Below are 18,337 nucleotides of genomic sequence, written 5' to 3'. Positions count from 1 at the left end.
GCAGAACTCCTGTTATTGCATTATATCCGGCCACATATTGTATACTTCATCACCGCAAATGCTTCCCGCACATACATATTCGGTGCGGTATACCATTTGACTTCAGAACCCAGTCCCTGCACATGGCTCAGACCTTTCTTACGTGCAATGCCCAGTGCCCGGTACAAATGGAACCGGTTACTGATAATCACAACCTTCTCTTTGGAACCAGTCATTTTGGCAATGCTGTATCCCAGATTCTGATCTGTATTTACCGACCGGTCCTCCAGGATCAGACGATCCCCGGAAATGCCTCGCCCCGTGAGATATTCATACATTGCCTGTGCCTCGCTGATATCCTCCCCCGGTCCCTTGCCTCCTGACAATACAGCCTTCGTGTCCGGACTTTCCTGCAGATAATTATACGCCTTTTCCAGTCTCTTTTCCAGATTATATGACGGTTTCTTTCCAATAACTCTGGCTCCCAGCACCACCGCATAGTCCGCTCCCGGATCCGGTTTGCTCCTGCCGTAACCTACAATAATCCCCTCTATGACGAGGAATCCAAGAAGTCCAATACCACATACTGACAATATACATAGCTGCAACTTTCCCGGCACCTCATATCCATGATGATGCAGCACAGCCAACAGCCCATCGGCTCCAAGAAGTCCTGCTCCCATCAGCAGCCAGAACCATGTGAATTTGTTCGTCATATCTACAGCTGTAATATATAGAATGAAATATCCTATACATAACACCCCTAAAATAAATACTGCTGCCATGCCGTACCGTTTCCTTTTCATAGCTATGCTCCATTCTCTGCCCCGGCCGCTGCCTGTTGACAGATCTCTCCGGCCATCCGCCGGAAGGCGCATGGATATCCATCTGCACATTTTTATTATTCCACGACATCCTCCACCGTAGTCTCCTGCCCTACATCATCAAGATTCGTGTCATCCTGGGCAGGCTTCTGTGGCTTTGTCGTAGCCTGGGTATTGTCGTTATTATTGTTATCGCCCTGTGTATCATCCGGATTTGACGGATCATTCACTTCATCGCCCTGAGGTTTCTCTGTGACCACAGGATCTGTATCTTCTGTCTCTGTCTTAGTCGCACTCGGATCAATGGTCTCCTCCGGCTTTTTCGTTGCCTTCGGATCCTCTATGGTCGTGGTATACGTCTGATCACTGCTGTCAGAGCTTCCGGTATCGTATACAAAGTCCGCATATTCCAGACCGCTGTGGAGATCCTCCATAAACTCATGCCAGATATACAGCGGATAAGTGCTTCCATAAAGATTACTTACGGCTCTCGGATTGTCATAACCTACCCATACAGCCGTAGAATAATACGGTGTATATCCACAGAACCAGCCATCCTTCTTATCACTGGTGGTTCCTGTCTTTCCGGCACATGCCATATTGCTCAGCTGCTTGCCGGCTGCCGTACCGCGAACAAGTACCCCTTTCAGGATATCCGTCATGGCCTCTGCCGCCTCCGGCTTATAGACCTGCTTCTGTCTTGTGAGCTTATTCATATTGACGATCACATTGCCGTCATAATCCGTAATCTTTGTGATACATGTCGGATTGCGGAATTTACCGTTATTTGCAATCGTTGCATACGCCGATGCCATCTCCACGGTACTGGCACCGTTTGTCAGACCGCCCAGAGATGCGGCAGGTACATAATCGCTGTCCACAATCTTGGAGAAATTCATTTTCTTGACGTAGCTTAAGCCCACAGCCGGAGTCAGCTCCTGGAAAATCCTCCAGGCAACAACGTTTTTGGACTTCTCTACCGCTGTGCGCAGTGGAATCTTGCCAAGATAACGGCCATCTGCATTTCTCGGTCCATCCTTAAAATACGTATCATCCACAATGCTGTTGGCGGTGTAGCCGTGCTCCAGTGCCGGCGTATATACTGCGATTGGCTTAAAACAGCTTCCCGGCTGGCGATAACTCTGGAAACCGCGGTTGATCGTATAGCCCGTGGTAGATTTCTGCTTTCGTCCACCCACAATGGCAACGACTTTTCCGTTTTTGTTATTGATACATGTGGCCGCTCCCTGCATTGCATAGACACCCTTTGTCTTCTCGGTAAAGCCTGCAAGCTGCTCATTGACTGCCTTCTGAAGCTTTGCCTGTATCTTTTTGTTTAACGACGTATAAATATTGTATCCGGCCGAATGCAGCAGCTTGTAGCACTCCTCATAAGAATCCTTATACTCTGCATCATAGTTTGCTCTGTCTGCATCCGATGAAAACTCGTACCGGAACTCAAAGCCCTGCTTCTGCATCAATGCCTTCGTGGCGCAGCTCACCGCATAGGTGGTGAGATAGTTCTGATTCTTGATCTCCTTCGCCGGTTTCATCACAATATCGGAATAATAGGCATCACTGTACTCTGCCGCTGTGATCAGCTTCTGGGACAGCATCTGGTCAAGAATACGGTTTTTACGCTTGACTGTATTGTCAAAATGTTCCAGCGGATCGTAGCTCTGAGGGCGGTTTGGAATGGAACATACAAATGCCACCTCTGCCAGATTCAGGTCAGATGCCGACTTACTGAAATATCCCCGGCTCGCTGCCTCAATACCATAATATCCATTGGCAAAAAAGACATTATTGATATAGAACTCCAGAATCTGATCTTTAGAATATTTCTTTTCCATCTCTGTGGCCACGAAAATCTCCTTGACCTTACGGGAATAAGACTTATCCGTATACGGCAGATAGTCCGTAAAGATATTACGGGCAAGCTGCTGTGTAATAGTACTGGCACCTCTGGTCGCATCCTCTCCCCTCAGTTTGTTAAGGAACAGGGTCACCCCTGCACTGACCAGTGCCTTCGGATCATATCCGGCATGCTTGTAAAAGTCGCGATCCTCTGTAACCACAAACGCATCCTTTACATACTGCGGGATCTTGTCAAAGGTAAGATAATAGGAATCATGATCTCCCTTGAGCTTTGCCAGAACCTTGCCCTTGGAATCATAAATAAAGCTTGCCTCAGAGGACTTAAAAGTATCCTCCGTGGAAGCCTGCACCATCTTTTTTGCCTCTGACTGCCATTTCAACAGGGTATTGCCATATTTAAAATAAAACAATCCCACGACTGCCAGTATTGCCAGCAGGATCAGCAAAAATAATATCTTAAAGAACAAACGAAGCTTTGGATGCTTCTTTTTGCGTTTTGCCTTGCGTCCTTTGCCTGTCTGCGCTGCCGGAACCGGTCTTCTGGCAGACGGATTCGATGCACTCTTTCCGGAGGATGTACCATAGGAAGAGGTGCTTCTTCTTGCAGAGCTTCCTGACGCTCTGCCTCTTTCTGAATAATTCATACTTTTATCACGCCTTTCTAATGTGGTTATCATAGCATATTTCATTCAAAATTGCATCATTATACTGTCGTTTTCATAAATTCATAAGATTCTTGTCATATTTATTTCCTAAAAAATTAAATACTTCAAACTTTCCACACCAAATAGCGGCATGTTCGCCATAATATTTCTCCTCATTTTGATTCCCGCTGTATATTTTTCGGCAATCGGGCAAAAATCTTCATATCAATCAACAAAATGTTTCGCGGACATCCACTAAAACGGAAAGGATTTATAAATATGTATCGTATATCAAATAACACCAAAAATAACAAAAAAGTGCGCTGGGTGCTTTTGGAACAGCTCCCAACTATATTATCTCCCAAAATACTGATTTTGATCTTTCTTTATGCTATGGCTTTTACTCTGCTTTTGCTGGGATTGCGGATTCTTCACTGTGAGACGTCTCTGTCCCAAAGCATTTCCACTGTTACATCAACTGCCGGCTCTGACACTTCCCTGATCTATCATCAGGAATCTCCGGAAAAGATCCAGAAAAATATTGCTTCGCAGGTCATTCGTCTCCATGTCATTGCCAACAGCGATACCGCACAGGACCAGGCTTTGAAGCTCAAGGTGCGCAATGCCATTATCGAGGAACTCCAAAGCAGTCTGACGGACACCGGTTCCGTACAGGATGCCAGAAACCAGATCCTCGCCCGGATTCCTTCTGTCCGGCAGAAAGCGCAGAAAACCGTTGCCATGGAAGGATATTCCTATCCGGTCAAGGTCACTCTGGGGAATCAGTATTTTCCTGTAAAGGATTATGGTGATCTGCGTTTTCCGGCCGGCAATTACGAAGCCCTGTGCGTCCGTATCGGTGCCGCCTCCGGCCATAACTGGTGGTGTGTCCTTTTTCCAAGTCTTTGCTTTGTGGACGAGACCCGCGCTGTCGTTCCGGCAGACTCCAAGGAAAAGCTGCAAAGCTCTCTTTCCAAAGAGGAATATGAGTCTCTGGAGATTCATTCCGCCGCCTGTGACTGGATCACAGACAAGCTAAACAGACAGACTGGACATTCCTGTGATCATCCCGTACAATAGCAGGGAGGGCGGCCGGTATCCGGTCTGCCCGGAATACCATGGGAAATGAGGATTACTATGAACGAAAATGTACTGATCTCCATTGTCGGCCGCCATCTGACAGACAATGATGAAAATACCATCGAAACAAAACAGCCCGGAAAATATGCCTTTTTTCAGGGAAAACATATTATCCGGTACGAAGAATATCTGGAGCTTGATGAAAACACGCCTCCCGTGGCAGTTTCCTGTATGCTGAAAATTGATAAAAATAATGTAATCTTAAGCAAAAAAGGAGCTGCCCCGGTAAAAATGCATTTTTCACCTGGTACAGCTCACAATACGCTTTATCAGACACCCCTTGGATCATTGCCGCTGAGCATTGACACCTCCGATCTGAAGATTACAGAGGAGGATGGGGCAATTTCTGTGGATCTGTCATACGAGCTTCACATGAACGGAACCCCTGTCAGTGAATGCAGTATGTCCATCTCTATCGTAGAAACACCTTGATCATTTCTTTTTGGTTTTGTCCACTTCCGCCTGGGCTTTTGCCTGCATGCCGGTCAGCTTGTCCTGCATCTTTGCGCGGAAGGAACGCTTCTTGGTCGGTGCCTCCAGTGTAGAACGGAGTCCATGCACCTCCAAAATATAGATACCGCTTACCTTCGCCTTGACCGATTTCTTTACCGGAATCTGCTCAAAGATCTTCTCATCACACATCAGAGACATAATCTGATTTCCAATCTTTGCCTTGACGATCGGCACCTTCTGTCCACGAAAACGCTTCGGTGTCTGGTCAATAACCAGCTGTGGAAGCCCCGATTCCTTTAGTTTCATTTTCTTTTTATCGATGACAAGAAATGATGCATTCTGTGCTGCTGCCTGAAGCTGCTTCTGTGACTCCTCCTGACGGGTCTGAAGCTTTTTGCCGTAAATGCTCAGTGCCACCAGACCTGCAACCAGTGCAATGATAACAATAATTGTAACAATCAGCCATGCCTTTACTGCAAATACCGGCATGATCATCATCCATTCATTCATATTCTTTAACCAAACCTTTCTTCAAACTGTTCATAAGAATACCACATTTTTGCCAAGTTGAAAATACCTAACTACAACTCTGCGGCATTTTTCTTTACAGTTTCTCCGATAATCTCCCGTACCTTTTCTGCCACATGCTTTTTCTCTGTCTTTTCCAACTCGTCCATATAGATCGGCTTGCAATATTCTACGATCACATGGGTACTGTGAATCCATGGAAAGTGATTTTCAAAGGCATCATCTGTATTGTTCATCGCTACCGGCACAATAGGACGGTGGGATTTGTCTGCCAGCTTAAAGCTCGCCTGATGAAATTCCAGCAGCTCTTCGCCGTGGTTTCTGGTTCCCTCCGGAGCAATAAAAACAGAATGACCTGATTTTAACAGCTCAATTCCCTCCAGAATCGTCTGCAGTCCCTTTTTAATATCGTTACGATCCAGAAACAGACATTTCATATACTTCATCCAACGGGTGATCAGCGGAATGTGAGCCAGATCATCTTTGGAGACAAACGCCAGTGGCATCGGTCCCGTGGTATAGCCTACCAGAATATCAAAATAGCTTCTGTGGTTAAAGGCATACATTGCGGATTCCCCCTGAAGAATATTCTCCTGTCCCTTCACTGTCACCTTCACGCCGGAAATAAACAAAATATCCTTAAATGCTCTCCGGATCAATGTCTGTGCATATCTCGGCTTCATGTCCGGGTTGATCTTTCCGATCACCCAGCCCACGATCCATGCCGGTATACTAAAAACATAATAAAGTATCAGATAAATTACAACAATAACTGTTCTCATTCGATTCTCCATTTCTGCACTGTGCTTATATCGGACTATTTGGTTCCCAGATCAATATCCTCGCCGGTATTCTGCTGTGATGTAGTATCCTCTGTGGTAGTTTCCACTCCGTCCTGTTCCGGGATGCTTCCATCCGGTGTAGATGGCGTATCGGTGGTATTGGCCGCCGGGTCGGATGCCGGTGTGGTTACCGGCTTTTCCGTCGGCTTCGGTGCCGGTTTCCTTGTCGGCTTAGCTGCCGGCTTTTTCACCGGCTTTTTCGTCGGCTTCGGTGTCGGTTTCCGGGTGACAACAGGCTTCTTTGTCGCTGTCACCGGCTTTACAGAGCTGATCTTGTGACCTGGCTTTGGTGTCGGTGCCGCCGTCATAACAGGCTCGTTCTTATCGTCGTCAGGCACGTCCCGTATCTTGCCCTCCGGCTCCCTGATCTGCTGATCTACAGTTGTAGTCTTATAATATTCCTCCAACGTCATATTCTTTTTGTAAAGATATGTCGCCAGCTTTCTTCCAACATAACGGATATGCCAAGGCTCATAAGAGTATCCTGTGATCTTCGTCTTATCCTTCGGATAACGTATGATGAAACCATACTTATGACAGTTCTTTGCCAGCCATTTTCCATCGGAAGTATCACCGAAGCTTTCCTCCAATGCGCAGCCCACCGACTCGCTGGATACATCCAGAGTAAGCCCCGTCTGATGCTCGCTGCTGCCCGGCTTTGCCGATACAAGATCCGTTGCTGACTTGCCACGGCTCCGGACATTCCGGTCATAAATCTCCTTCTGGCGCGCATACGAACGATATCCCGACACCGCTTTCAGGATCACGTCGTCCCTCTCTGCCGCTGCAAAAAGCTTCTCCAGAGCATCTGCTGTCACCTGACGGACATAGCTCTTTTCATAGGTGCCATAAAAACTGAAACGTACATTTGGCACCACCAGGTCAGCCGGAATATAATCCGCACTCATACGATACTGCCGGTTTACCAGAACCGTAACGCTGTCCTCTTTGGTATCCACCTTGATCAGCGGACTTTTTTTCTGTCTGGCTGTCTTCTTCACACCGGAGTCCTCCTCAGACTGATCCTCTCCGGTATAATATTCATATCCGGTGTCTGAGGTGTCTGTCTGCCCCTCAGAACCTGCTTTTATATTTCCCAGCTGATGCGACAATAAGCCCGCAAAAACTGTTATCAATGCAATAAATACAACTACCGCACGTTTCATTTGTATTCTCCCCCATTGTTATGTTAAAGCAAAAGTATCCTGATCTTATTGTATGATATTACGGATTACTGCACACTTTCCGCAATCTTTGTCCGTAGACGTACTTTATATATTATTCCATATCTTGTTTTTATTTTCAAGAGAATACACCATATCTTGTTAAAAAAAATACTTAATTTTTTCTTAAGGAATCTGCTCGCGTTGCGGTATACTCCATACGGTGTACTTTCTGCCCATTTGCTGTTATACTTAACATAATGACAATGCAGGGAAGCAATGGCTCTTTACGAAATCCTTCAAGCCATGTTCCCGCCACCGAAAGGAGTATCTGTTTATGAGCGATTCACTGACAATAAAAGCACCCGCAAAAATCAATCTGTCTCTGGATGTGACCGGCCGCCGGGAAAACGGCTACCATGATCTTCGGATGATCATGCAGACCATTGATCTTTATGATGAGCTGACAATCCGCAAAACCGCCGATCCGGGGATTCATTTTTCCATGAATAAGGAGCTGCCGGATCGTATCCCGCCGGAAAAGAATCTGGTCTGGAAGGCTGCAGCGCTCCTGCAGGAACGCTGCCATATCACAGACGGACTTGACATTTATCTGGAAAAGAATATCCCCGCCGCTGCCGGACTGGCCGGAGGAAGCTCGGACTGTGCCGCTACGCTGCTGGGCGTCAATGAGCTTTGTGAACTGGGACTGACTCTCGGAGAGCTTTGTGATATTGGAGTTTCTCTGGGCGCTGATGTGCCATTCTGCCTTCAGAAGGGAACTATGCTTTCCGAGGGAATCGGGGAAATCCTTACCCGGCTGCCGGACCTGTCTCCTTTATGGGCACTGTTGATCAAACCGGATATTTCTGTCAGTACCGGCTATGTATATACTCATCTGAAGCTTGACGAGATCACAGACCGGCCGGATACCGAGCATCTGATCGACTGCATCCGTCGCCACGACGACGCCTCTCTTGCCCGCCGGTTGTCCAATGTACTGGAAACTGTTACGATTCCGGAATATCCTGTTTTAGAGGAATTAAAGCAGTTTTTGAAGGATAATGGTGCGATCGGCTCTCTGATGAGCGGCAGCGGTCCTACCACATACGGACTTTATCAGGATGAAATCCTTGCCCGCATGGCATTAAAAAAAGCACAGGAAAGATATCCTGACTACGATATCATCCTGTGCCGTACCCGGCTTCCGGAGGCGTAAGCCGCCTCATAAGCTCTGCAATAAAATCATAACGGCAGTAATAATAGTTCAATGCCTGTGCATAACTGTCAAAGGCAGACTGCAGGTTCCGTTCCGATCAGCACCTTTTTCCCTTCAAATGCAAATCCATAATGCCGGATTCGGTCTGCCGGAATCCCCTGCGACAGCAGCTCTGCATCGTAATTCTTCTCTGCAATCTGCTTCAAAGCAGACTGCACGGCATCTTCCATGGTTTCCTTTTTCATCCGTCCACATACCTTAAATTCAATGATGATCGCCGGATATTTTCTGATATCCTTTGGTATCATCATAATGTCGTACCTTCCAAAGCCACTTTCTCTGTTGGACCGTATTTCATAATCCTCTGCTCTCTCCGCAATCAGCCCCAGCACAAATCCATGATAAAATCTCTCTGGCTCAACGCTTTCCTTATTTCCACTTCCAACATCGAAATAACTAAACGTTGCCATCGAAATTTTATTCATATAATAATTCATTGCATCCAGATCATTCTCCACCAATGCTTTAATAAAATCTCCATATTTCGCATCGCTGCTTGTAAACCATCCGCGAAACATGTTCATAAACATACTCAGCGTCTCGATATTGGTAATGCTCAAATTATACCATGGCTCCCTTGTGATCCCCCGGTAATCCACATCCTCCACCCTTAGATAGCCACTGGCAAGCAGAAGACTCCAGATCGCATTTTCATTGTGATCCAGCTGATTATAGACAATCTGCTCGTCAAAATTCACCGTGATCTGCTTCCCCTGCAGCAGATCCTCCATCTTCTCCTTTACATCTGCCGACGCCGTCCGTATCAGTTTCCCTGCCAAACTGTTGGAGCTGGTCGATGCCCAGTATGGGTGAAGTTCTCTCTTTCGCAGATAATTCGTGATCGACCATGGATTATAGATATCGTGATGCTTTCCAAAGGTAAACCCATCATACCACTGCTTTACCTCGTCTTTTTTATCCGACATTCCAAACTCATCCAGTGACGTAAATACCTCCGTTTCTGTAAATCCAAAACAGTCTGAATACGGCTCTGAAGTCGTTGTGACAACCTCCAGATTATTCAGATCTGAAAAAATAGATTCCTTGGACACTCTTGTGATACCTGTCATAACTGCCCGCTCCAGATAGGGATTCGTCTTGAATGTGGCATTGAACAGACTCCGGATAAACGTGGTAAACTCATCCCAGTATCCCTGCACATATGCCTCCTGCATCGGCGTGTCATATTCATCCAAAAGGATGATCGTCTTCCTGCCATAATAACGTTCCATCCATGCCGACATATTTTTCAGCGCATTTTGTGCCGCAGCATCTCCCATGGTAACCGTCGTTCCATCATATATTTTCCGTTCATTATCACTCAGGATATCCTTTTGTAACAGATATCGGTTTTCTTCATACAGTCTCACGATCTCCTGCTTGATCTGCGTTTTTGCATCCTCCGGATTTCCTGCTTTCACGGAAGCGAAGCTTAGAAAGATCACCGGATACGTTCCCTGCAGATTTCGGTATTTCTCCTCCTCCCAGATGGAAAGACCTTCAAACAAATCTGCCCTGTTTGCATACTTATTCGAAAAGAAACATTCCAACATACTCATATTCAACGTCTTGCCAAAACGTCGGGGACGAGCGATCAGGGTAATGTCATCCCCCTTCTCCCACCATTCTTTGATCAAATTGGTCTTATCTACGAAAAAATAATCCTGTTCTCTTAAAGCCGAAAAGCTCTGCTTTCCAATGCTTATCACCTTTGCCATACGCTCACCTGCTTTCCCGGATGCTGCACTCTCCGCCTTTGCGTGTTGCTATTCACGACCGCCAGAACCCACAGAAAACTGCTGTGAATAGTAACCTTTGCGTATATTATAACAATATCCTCCCCTTGACACAAGGCATTCCACAGTGTCATTTATAGGATTTTCTCCACCGGAATCCTGACACCAAACCGCATCAGCAGTCCCCTCACCCCATCTTCAATCTCATCCCGGCAGTAATGACTTTTCTCCAAAAAGTCATCCCCTTTTTCATTCATATAGCCATATACACTAAGTCCCATATTTAGTACAGTATCCTCCGCCCTCTTTCTTCTCTCCTGTGTTTCCAGCAATCTGCTTTCTGCCTCCTCCACATATGCAAGCAATTCATTTTCTGCCTCGTTGATCTCCCCCCGGTCGATCTGCTGCAGAAGCCTCTGATAAAAATCCTCCTGTGCCGCATTTTCCACAAACCTCGGCTGCTTATATTTATCATTCCACGCTCCTGACAGCAGTATTCCGACTAATCGCAGGGTTCCGGCAATGCTGTTTTTTAACCCGTTATTTTCAAATTCCACACTACTCTCCATTCCGCCCTTCACAAAAACCGGCATAATCAATTTTTCCATTGTCACAGTAAGGAAATTCCCGAACCTTCCGAACCTGACACTGTCCTTTCGTTATCCCAAGCTGCCGCAGATATCCCTCCAGTTCCACTCGATCAAGGTTTCCAAAATCCTCTGTACGTATAAACAGTGTCAACTGCTCATTGGAAACCTTTGCAATACACACCACCGGTACCTTCCATCTGTTTTCTATGCTTCTTTCCAACTCGTCTAAACTGATCCGCACGCCATTACATTTTATAAATCTCTTTTTCCTGCCGGTAATATAAAGATATCCTTCATCGTCCAGCCTCCCTACATCCCCCGTGTCCAAAAGCCCGGCACTCTGTCTCCATATAGCTGCATTTCCCGACAGATCTGCCCTTTCCATCACATACCCCAGACACACATTCGCTCCACGGTAGTAAATATCGCCGGCTCCTGTATAATCTCCGTTTTTTATCTGAAAGGCCCCACCCGGAACAGCTCTTCCCACACTATCCAGCTTATCCGGATGCTGATCCAAAAAGAATGTACTCATCCTTGCTGTCGCCTCCGTCTGCCCATACATCACTGCCAGATGTGTCGTAATACCCTGATGCCTCCTATCATAGATCCACTCCAGCAGCTTCTGTTTCATATCCCGGCTCATGGCTCCTCCTGCCTGCGTCAAAAGTCTCAGTTTCTTCCATGGTCTGGATAATATCCTTAACCAGTCTAAGATTTCATAAGTATAAGGAACACCGCAGAAGGACGTCACACCACAGGCCTCCAAAAAGTCCCAGTATCCCCTCTGAAACATACTTCCTGCGGGAAGCAGAAGACTCCCGCCTGCCAGCAGATGGCTGTTTACCACCGACAGACCATACACATAGGATACCGGGAGCAGCACCCCTGCGCTGTCATTTTCATCAATTTCCAGCGATTGAATAATTGCCTGCGCATTACTTTTGAGATTATCATAAGATAATGCCACAAGCTTCCCATTACCAACGCTGCCGGAGGTCACCATCAGTAATGCCAGATCATCATATAATGATAATGTATCAGGCGACCTCCGTTTCCTTCGAAACCGCACATACTGATAATATGGAAAGCACGTCTGATAATCCTCCATTGATCTGTGCAGATCCGGCTCTGCCTCCGCATCCCTCACTTTCTTCCGATTCATAAATATCTCATCCGGCATAAATTGTCTGATCAACGCCCCGATATCTGAAACCTTCTTATCTCCCACCAACAGCACGGTATTTCTCTTCATCATATGATAACAATACAGAGCGATGGTCTCCAATGAATTGTCACTGACCAACAGGATCAGTTTTTTCTGCGAAGTCGTCTCCGGGTATATCCTGTTTATATGCTCTGCTTCTCTGCGTATCACAGTTTTATCAATTACTGATCCTGTCATTTAAGCACTCCAATATGTATTATAACGGTACCACCCTGCATTTCACACAATCACGATACTTCGACACCATTTTTGCCGGAACATGCAGTGTCACCTTCTTCGCCGACAAATCCACCTGACGAAGCGACTTTTGGTGAATCTTGTCATTATAAATGTAAATGTCAACTTTTTGATTTTTCCTTAACGCATTCTGCTCCAGTCCGACTTCCAAATAAAACTCTCCGCTTGTGCGCATATCCTTTCCCCAGATAATTCTTTCCTTTGAAGTTATTTTAATTTTTTTCAGATTTTTATTTCTATCAAAGCATCCTGTCGGAATTATTTTAATTCCTTTTCCTAAAACAATTTCTTCTGCCTGACTACCAGCCATAGCATAATTCTCCAATTTCTTTACATTTTCTAATGTAATCTTCTTGGCTCTGCTGGATTGAAATGCATTCTCCAATATTTTATTTACCTTTTGTCCCCGAACAGCAATTTTTCTCGCATTATCCCCCGCATTCACGAAACATTTTTTGTAAACTATCCCACCATTTTTATCCTTATGTTCTATCCACCAATTCAGAGTTTTCAAGCCATCCGCATTACGCATATTGGAGAATTTATCAAATGTAATATTCTTTAAGTTATTACATCCTTGAAAAGTCTTACTCCCTATCCATTCTACATCTTTGGGTATTCTAACAAAACCTAACGCCTTACAATCCTTAAAATCCCCCTCGGATAGTGTTCGTATACCCATAGGCAGTTCGTAATACTCCAGACTGGTACATCCACTGACAGATGCTACATGGGCTTCCTGGCTCTGCGACAAAACAAGATTAGAATAACTGCTGTACATCGATTCCACACGTAAACTTTTAATTTCATAATGTCCTGCGAAACTTTTGCAATACACAACAGGAATATCATCTATTTCTTTAGGGACCACAATATCTGTATATTTTGCATTCCCCTTCTCATCAAACTCCTGTTCAAATGCCACAAGCTGATATACCGGATCATCATATTCAAACCCCAGTTTCTCCGGGTAATCCCAGATTTCCACTGCTGTCGTTTTATTATAACACAACCCCTCTTTTTTTAAGGCAATCCATTTATTATTATCATCTGGAGACAAGGTGCTAAAAGGGCTCTTTTCTTTCATTGCTGCACCGGCTCTCTTTGTATCGGAAATAATCTCAGTTTTTTCTTTACAACCAATACCGTCATATATTATGAGTCCTCCACCAATGAACAGAATTGCAATCAAAAAATATTCTATTTTTTTCAAACTATCCCCCCTAACAGATATAATAATCATATAGATAGTAATCATCTTCATTGTCAAAAACTACTTTGCTATAATCGTCGTCAGCAATATATGCCCCTTGAGAAATTAAATGAATATAATTTCCAGAACATACCTCTTTTACAATATTATCATGGGTTCCTTTTCCCCAGCACCCCGACACAATATTATCAACATCGTAATGAACATCTTTTTTTACCTGTAAAACTCTGGTAACAACTCCTGTAACCTGGGCAGTTGCGATACTTGTGCCATCAACTGCCATATAGCCGCCTAACATACTATAAGTCCATGTCTTTTCTCCTAGTGCCATCACATCAATCCGATTCTTTCCAGAGGTAAAAGTCGAAACGTGATTATGTTCATCACTAGATCCGACTGCTACAACCTCGTTATAGGCAGCCGGATAAGCAAACGTTGTTACGGCATGAGCTGTATTACCACCAAGCTGGAGAAAACCCAGCTTACATCCATCGCATTATCCGTATTTGTTACGAATCTGTTTAAGATGCAGAGACGAATACTTTTTTCCTTTTTACATCTGTACCGGATTTAGGACAGATATAGGATTGTAAATCTGTGTCTTTCTGTTTAATCAGCAGACATTATGTATTATAACGACACCACCCTGCATTTCACACAATCACGATACTTCGACACCATTTTTGCCGGAACATGCAGTGTCACCTTCTTCGCCGACAAATTCGCCCGGTAAAGCGACTTTTGGTGAAGCTTGTCATTGTAAATATAGATGTCAATTTTTTGATTTTTCTTTAACGCTTCCTGTTCCAAACCGACAACGGTATAGTAACTATCCTCTGTATCAACACTTTTCCCCCAGATTATTTTTTCTTTTGAGGTGATTCTGATCTCCTTTAGTTTTTTATCACCGCTAAAGCAACCCTCCGGAATCGTACGGATTCCTTTTCCCAAAACAATCTTCTCCGCCTTATTGTACGCCAGTGCCGAATAACTCAGTGTCTTTATATTTTCCAGTCGGATTGTTTTCGCTCTGCTGTTTCGGAAAGCACTGTCCAGAACCTTTTCCACCTTATCCCCCCGTAAAGTGATCGTTCCTCCTTTTCTTCCTGCATCGACCAGACATTTTTGATAAATTGTCATACCATTTTTTTGTGTATTTTCTTTCCACCATGATGTTTTACGCAATCCGTCTACATTATTCAAATTGGAAAACTTGTCAAACGTAAAGGTGTTTAAATTTTTGCACCCGCGAAACGCATCCTCCATAATAGCAGTCACATTCTTTGGAATATTTAAAGACTTGATCGTAGTGCAATCTGCCAGATCATCGTTGCTGAGCCACTGCACATCCCTTGGCAGCTCGTAATGTTCCAGACCCGTACAGCCCTTTATTGATTTGGGGTCACCGCTGGGCATTGCCGACCAGATAATGTCATTCCTGCAGCTGTATCTTGCTCTTATCCGAAGGCTTTTTAACTCGTAATGCCCTTCAAAACAATAACGATTCACCACCGGGATGCCATTCAATTTTTCGGGAACTGTAACATCTGTATATTTTGCATTTCCTTCCGAATCAAATTCCTGTTTAAAGGCAATAAGCTGATACACGTCATCCAAATATTTAAAGCCGTATTTCTCCGGATGATCCCAGATATCCACGGCAATTGTTTTATCATAGCAAAGACCGTCTTTTTCCACATCAACCCATCTTTGCTCATCTGGTGACAGTGTCCAGAATGGTCCCGGATTTTTCTTTGCCGCACCAACTTTCTTAGCATCCGTCTCAACCGTCGTATTGTCTGCTCCCGTATAACCTCTGTCCATAATCACAAACACTGTAATGATTGCCAAAATTGCTGTCAGAAATATTGTTTTACCATGTCTTCTCATAGTGTTACCTCCCTAACATACAAAATAATTATACTGTAAAAAGTCGTCTTCATTTCCGAATATATACTTTGAAGGTTCTCGATGATTCCTATTTACACGATACACGTCTGTACTGATTGCCTCCAATCCATCATTTACACAACCATTACTCTCTCCATAAGCTTTAAGATTATTTAGTTTCATATCATACGACACCCCATAAATAGATCTCGCAGAAAAAGCCTGATCACTTCCATACATACTTAAGAGGTTACCTACGCTTGTACGAGTCACCATATAACGCTGATTGTAAAATGATACATTATCCTCATAATTAGTTGTTGCCAAATCAAAAAACTTCAAATCCCTTGTTTCAATTACAAAATGTATTTTTTTCCAATTAAAGGTTTCCCACATATCCTTGCTAAACAAATCCGAACTTACCAATGTATCATCCTTGGGAACCATCGTTCGATGAGCAAAGCTATCTCCTAATAAATGAGATGCTAATCCTATAACACGTGCTCCTTTTTCAGCATTACTTGTGCTAATTCCTGTTATATTTAAATAGTCCACTAATATTTGTCTTAATTTGTTCACATCATCCGTTCCAAAATGACCATCCTTATTATTCGTAGTCGTAACACTATTTAACAAATTGTTTAATTTCGTCTGATTATTAATAGTTGTCGAGCTATTTTTAATCCGTCTTGCAACCATATACAAAAAATGTAAATTTCTCACATAATTATGTTGTCCATGTAACATTTTGTCTGCAGAGAACAACTCATCTGCAGTATATGCCGCTTTGGCCATTAAATCTACATATGCGCCAGAATACTGCGTTCTAACAATTATTTCATGGGTTCCTTTTCCCCAGCACCCCGACACAATATTATCAACATCGTAATGAACATCTTTTTTTATATTTCTTGCATCAATATCCACATTGATATTACTATTTGTTTCGGTTATTTGAAGCATATTCTTTACACTCAATACACCAACTTTTTGTGACTCATCTTCCCGTGTAGTACTTACCCTCAACAGCTTTCGGATATATGCTGCATCCGCATCTTTTTTTACCTGTAAAACTCTGGCAACAGCTCCTGTAACCTGGGCGGTTGCGATACTTGTGCCATCAACTGCCATATAGCCGCCTAACATACTATAAGTCCATATCTTTTCTCCCGGTGCCATCACATCAATCTGATTCTTTCCAGAAGTAAAAGTCGAAACGTGATTATGTTCATCACTAGATCCGACTGCTACAACCTCATTATAGGCAGCCGGATACTCTAATTGTCCATTGTCCTCACCGGCATTGCCCGCAGCAGCAACTAAAATAATGCCTGCATTTATAGCATCCCGAACTGCAGTTGATAGAATTTCAGTATCATATTTACATCCTAAACTCAGATTAATAACATCTATCCCATTATTAATACACCAATAAATCCCTTCTACAATCCGACTAACAGGAGCAACATTATTTTGATCTAAAACCTGTACCGAATACAATGCAATATCGTTTGATACTCCATCAAGCCCCCCTTTTTCTTTGTTGCCCACAATCATTCCTGCAATTCCAGTTCCATGTCCTGTTGCATCCTCAAAGCAAGGATTTATATTACTCTCATTTACTAAATTAACCCTCTGACACACATCAATCCCTTCATTATAACTAACTCCAGAATCTAAAACAGCCACTTTAACCTTTTCCCGAGATGTCTCCTCCTTATCTTGGGTTCCACAATCGATCTCCTTTTCCACACAATCAATCGCCTTTAAATTCCACTGATCAAGCTGAAATTCCCGTTTCTCCTTTACCACTCGGTCAACCTCTTCCTTATTAACCGGAACTACCTCATTTGCCGTAACCTGCACATCTTTTTCAACAGTTTCAACATCCTTCATTTGATCAATTTGTTCTGCTTCTTCCTTTGTAAGATTCATAACAAGAATTTTTTCATTTTCAAAAATAGACTCTTGCTTATACATCTCGCTTTCTAATTTTTCGTTTTGAAGATTTTTCTTTATTCCTTCATACGCTTTCTGACTTTTTGTCGTTACAATATATCCCTCCCTTTCTCCTTGATCATCTACACGAATCTGATATGTATTACCTGAAAACAAGCCACCGACAAATCCCTTTGCTGTTTTTATTTCCTGAGTACAGGAAACCATTGCAACAACCATTGATAACGCAATTGATATTCCCTTAATAAAGTTCTTCTTCATTGATTTCCTCCTTTTGCATCAACTGAATATGTAATATTATTTTTAATTATCATTTGCAATAATTCCTCTAAATTTAATAAAACTTTCCGCTCCTCCTTTTGTGCATTTTTAACCATGTTCCCAATACGATTATTTACCTCCTTTGAATATACTCTTTGTATTTCTCCTACCTCATATCCATCTTCTTGATACAACTGTTTTAAATATACAAGACGGATATCTCTAAATCTATCTACAATTTGTTCATAATCCTCTTTTACTTTTAATAATTCATTAAGGTGATATTTATGCATGATAAAGGATATTCGATCCCTTATCACTATTTTTTGTTCATAAAGTAAATGAAAGGTGCGAAGATCTACCGTTTTTAGTTCATCTGTAGAATCTGTCAATTCCCTACATATTTTTTCATATATATTGCTTCCATAAATGTGAATATCCCCCTCAACCTGTTCTGTCTTTTTGGGATGTAGAAACTCATTTAATTTTTCTA

16 protein-coding genes are annotated in these 18,337 nt (G+C 43.5%); 3 read left to right on the top strand and 13 right to left on the bottom strand.

Going from position 1 to position 18,337, the window contains the following annotated elements; translation table 11 throughout:
• Positions 1-20 precede the first annotated feature (20 nt).
• Both H8704_RS05640 and H8704_RS05635 read right to left on the bottom strand, forming a co-directional pair.
• Positions 21-875, bottom strand: coding sequence for a YdcF family protein (locus H8704_RS05640; protein WP_249297636.1), 855 nt, complete (start codon positions 873-875; stop codon positions 21-23).
• Between the two features lie 5 nt (positions 876-880).
• On the bottom strand, positions 881-3,325 hold the full coding sequence (locus H8704_RS05635; protein ID WP_249297635.1) for a transglycosylase domain-containing protein: 2,445 nt from the start codon (positions 3,323-3,325) through the stop codon (positions 881-883).
• 279 nt (positions 3,326-3,604) lie between these two features.
• Here H8704_RS05635 and spoIIR point away from each other — a divergent pair, with 279 nt between their 5' ends.
• Together spoIIR and H8704_RS05625 are read left to right on the top strand one after the other, a co-directional pair.
• Positions 3,605-4,405 carry a stage II sporulation protein R gene (gene spoIIR / locus H8704_RS05630; RefSeq protein WP_249297634.1) on the top strand — a complete coding sequence of 267 codons (801 nt, stop codon included), beginning with the start codon at positions 3,605-3,607 and terminating at the stop codon, positions 4,403-4,405.
• A gap of 57 nt (positions 4,406-4,462) precedes the next feature.
• On the top strand, positions 4,463-4,897 hold the full coding sequence (locus H8704_RS05625) for a DUF1934 domain-containing protein (RefSeq protein ID WP_022464726.1): 435 nt from the start codon (positions 4,463-4,465) through the stop codon (positions 4,895-4,897).
• On the opposite strand, the gene H8704_RS05620 is transcribed toward H8704_RS05625, so the two are convergent.
• From H8704_RS05620 to H8704_RS05610, 3 genes are all read right to left on the bottom strand, one after another.
• Positions 4,898-5,428 carry a hypothetical protein gene (locus H8704_RS05620; RefSeq protein WP_022464727.1) on the bottom strand — a complete coding sequence of 177 codons (531 nt, stop codon included), beginning with the start codon at positions 5,426-5,428 and terminating at the stop codon, positions 4,898-4,900.
• 71 nt (positions 5,429-5,499) lie between these two features.
• Positions 5,500-6,228, bottom strand: coding sequence for a lysophospholipid acyltransferase family protein (locus tag H8704_RS05615; RefSeq protein WP_182439548.1), 729 nt, complete (start codon positions 6,226-6,228; stop codon positions 5,500-5,502).
• A gap of 35 nt (positions 6,229-6,263) precedes the next feature.
• Positions 6,264-7,454 (bottom strand): M15 family metallopeptidase, encoded by a 1,191-nt coding sequence (locus H8704_RS05610; protein ID WP_249297633.1) that lies wholly within the window; start codon positions 7,452-7,454, stop codon positions 6,264-6,266.
• A 334-nt stretch (positions 7,455-7,788) separates the two neighbouring features.
• On the opposite strand from H8704_RS05610, the gene ispE reads away from it, so the two are divergent.
• Positions 7,789-8,670, top strand: a complete 882-nt coding sequence (gene ispE / locus H8704_RS05605; RefSeq protein WP_249297632.1) for a 4-(cytidine 5'-diphospho)-2-C-methyl-D-erythritol kinase — start codon at positions 7,789-7,791, stop codon at positions 8,668-8,670.
• 68 nt (positions 8,671-8,738) lie between these two features.
• On the opposite strand, the gene H8704_RS05600 is transcribed toward ispE, so the two are convergent.
• The 8 genes from H8704_RS05600 to H8704_RS05565 form a co-directional block, all read right to left on the bottom strand.
• Positions 8,739-10,448, bottom strand: a complete 1,710-nt coding sequence (locus H8704_RS05600; RefSeq protein ID WP_249297631.1) for an AAA family ATPase — start codon at positions 10,446-10,448, stop codon at positions 8,739-8,741.
• Between the two features lie 152 nt (positions 10,449-10,600).
• Positions 10,601-11,035: a DUF6483 family protein gene (locus tag H8704_RS05595; RefSeq protein ID WP_249297630.1), complete on the bottom strand. Its 435-nt coding sequence runs from the start codon at positions 11,033-11,035 to the stop codon at positions 10,601-10,603.
• The gene (locus H8704_RS05590) at positions 11,025-12,461 is read right to left on the bottom strand and encodes an AMP-binding protein (RefSeq protein ID WP_249297629.1); all 1,437 of its coding nucleotides are present in this window, start codon (positions 12,459-12,461) and stop codon (positions 11,025-11,027) included. Before H8704_RS05590 ends, H8704_RS05595 begins: the two co-directional genes overlap by 11 nt.
• Positions 12,462-12,480: 19 nt before the next feature.
• Positions 12,481-13,734, bottom strand: a complete 1,254-nt coding sequence (locus H8704_RS05585) for a leucine-rich repeat protein (protein WP_249297628.1) — start codon at positions 13,732-13,734, stop codon at positions 12,481-12,483.
• 10 nt (positions 13,735-13,744) lie between these two features.
• Entirely contained in the window at positions 13,745-14,215 is a 471-nt protein-coding gene (locus H8704_RS05580) for a S8 family serine peptidase (RefSeq protein WP_408611192.1), read from the bottom strand.
• A 149-nt stretch (positions 14,216-14,364) separates the two neighbouring features.
• A complete protein-coding gene (locus tag H8704_RS05575; protein ID WP_249297627.1) occupies positions 14,365-15,624 on the bottom strand; it encodes a leucine-rich repeat protein in 1,260 nt (419 codons plus the stop codon).
• A gap of 12 nt (positions 15,625-15,636) precedes the next feature.
• Positions 15,637-17,844, bottom strand: coding sequence for a S8 family peptidase (locus tag H8704_RS05570; RefSeq protein WP_249297626.1), 2,208 nt, complete (start codon positions 17,842-17,844; stop codon positions 15,637-15,639).
• The coding region (locus H8704_RS05565; protein ID WP_249297625.1) for a hypothetical protein at positions 17,841-18,337 on the bottom strand (497 nt) is incomplete at its 5' end. The genes H8704_RS05570 and H8704_RS05565, both read right to left, overlap by 4 nt.

Source organism: Jutongia huaianensis, from assembly GCF_014384985.1.
Classification (GTDB): Bacteria; Bacillota; Clostridia; order Lachnospirales; family Lachnospiraceae; genus Jutongia; species Jutongia huaianensis.
This window is presented reverse-complemented; position numbering and strand designations above follow the sequence as displayed.

Excerpts from the sequence above, each read along its gene's own strand:
- H8704_RS05640 (WP_249297636.1), bottom strand. The coding sequence starts at position 875 with ATGTGCAGATGGATATCCATGCGCCTTCCGGCGGATGGCCGGAGAGAT.
- H8704_RS05635 (WP_249297635.1), bottom strand. The coding sequence starts at position 3,325 with ATGAATTATTCAGAAAGAGGCAGAGCGTCAGGAAGCTCTGCAAGAAGA.
- spoIIR (WP_249297634.1), top strand. The coding sequence starts at position 3,605 with ATGTATCGTATATCAAATAACACCAAAAATAACAAAAAAGTGCGCTGG.
- H8704_RS05625 (WP_022464726.1), top strand. The coding sequence starts at position 4,463 with ATGAACGAAAATGTACTGATCTCCATTGTCGGCCGCCATCTGACAGAC.
- H8704_RS05620 (WP_022464727.1), bottom strand. The coding sequence starts at position 5,428 with ATGAATGAATGGATGATGATCATGCCGGTATTTGCAGTAAAGGCATGG.
- H8704_RS05615 (WP_182439548.1), bottom strand. The coding sequence starts at position 6,228 with ATGAGAACAGTTATTGTTGTAATTTATCTGATACTTTATTATGTTTTT.
- H8704_RS05610 (WP_249297633.1), bottom strand. The coding sequence starts at position 7,454 with ATGAAACGTGCGGTAGTTGTATTTATTGCATTGATAACAGTTTTTGCG.
- ispE (WP_249297632.1), top strand. The coding sequence starts at position 7,789 with ATGAGCGATTCACTGACAATAAAAGCACCCGCAAAAATCAATCTGTCT.
- H8704_RS05600 (WP_249297631.1), bottom strand. The coding sequence starts at position 10,448 with ATGGCAAAGGTGATAAGCATTGGAAAGCAGAGCTTTTCGGCTTTAAGA.
- H8704_RS05595 (WP_249297630.1), bottom strand. The coding sequence starts at position 11,035 with ATGGAGAGTAGTGTGGAATTTGAAAATAACGGGTTAAAAAACAGCATT.
- H8704_RS05590 (WP_249297629.1), bottom strand. The coding sequence starts at position 12,461 with ATGACAGGATCAGTAATTGATAAAACTGTGATACGCAGAGAAGCAGAG.
- H8704_RS05575 (WP_249297627.1), bottom strand. The coding sequence starts at position 15,624 with ATGAGAAGACATGGTAAAACAATATTTCTGACAGCAATTTTGGCAATC.
- H8704_RS05570 (WP_249297626.1), bottom strand. The coding sequence starts at position 17,844 with ATGAAGAAGAACTTTATTAAGGGAATATCAATTGCGTTATCAATGGTT.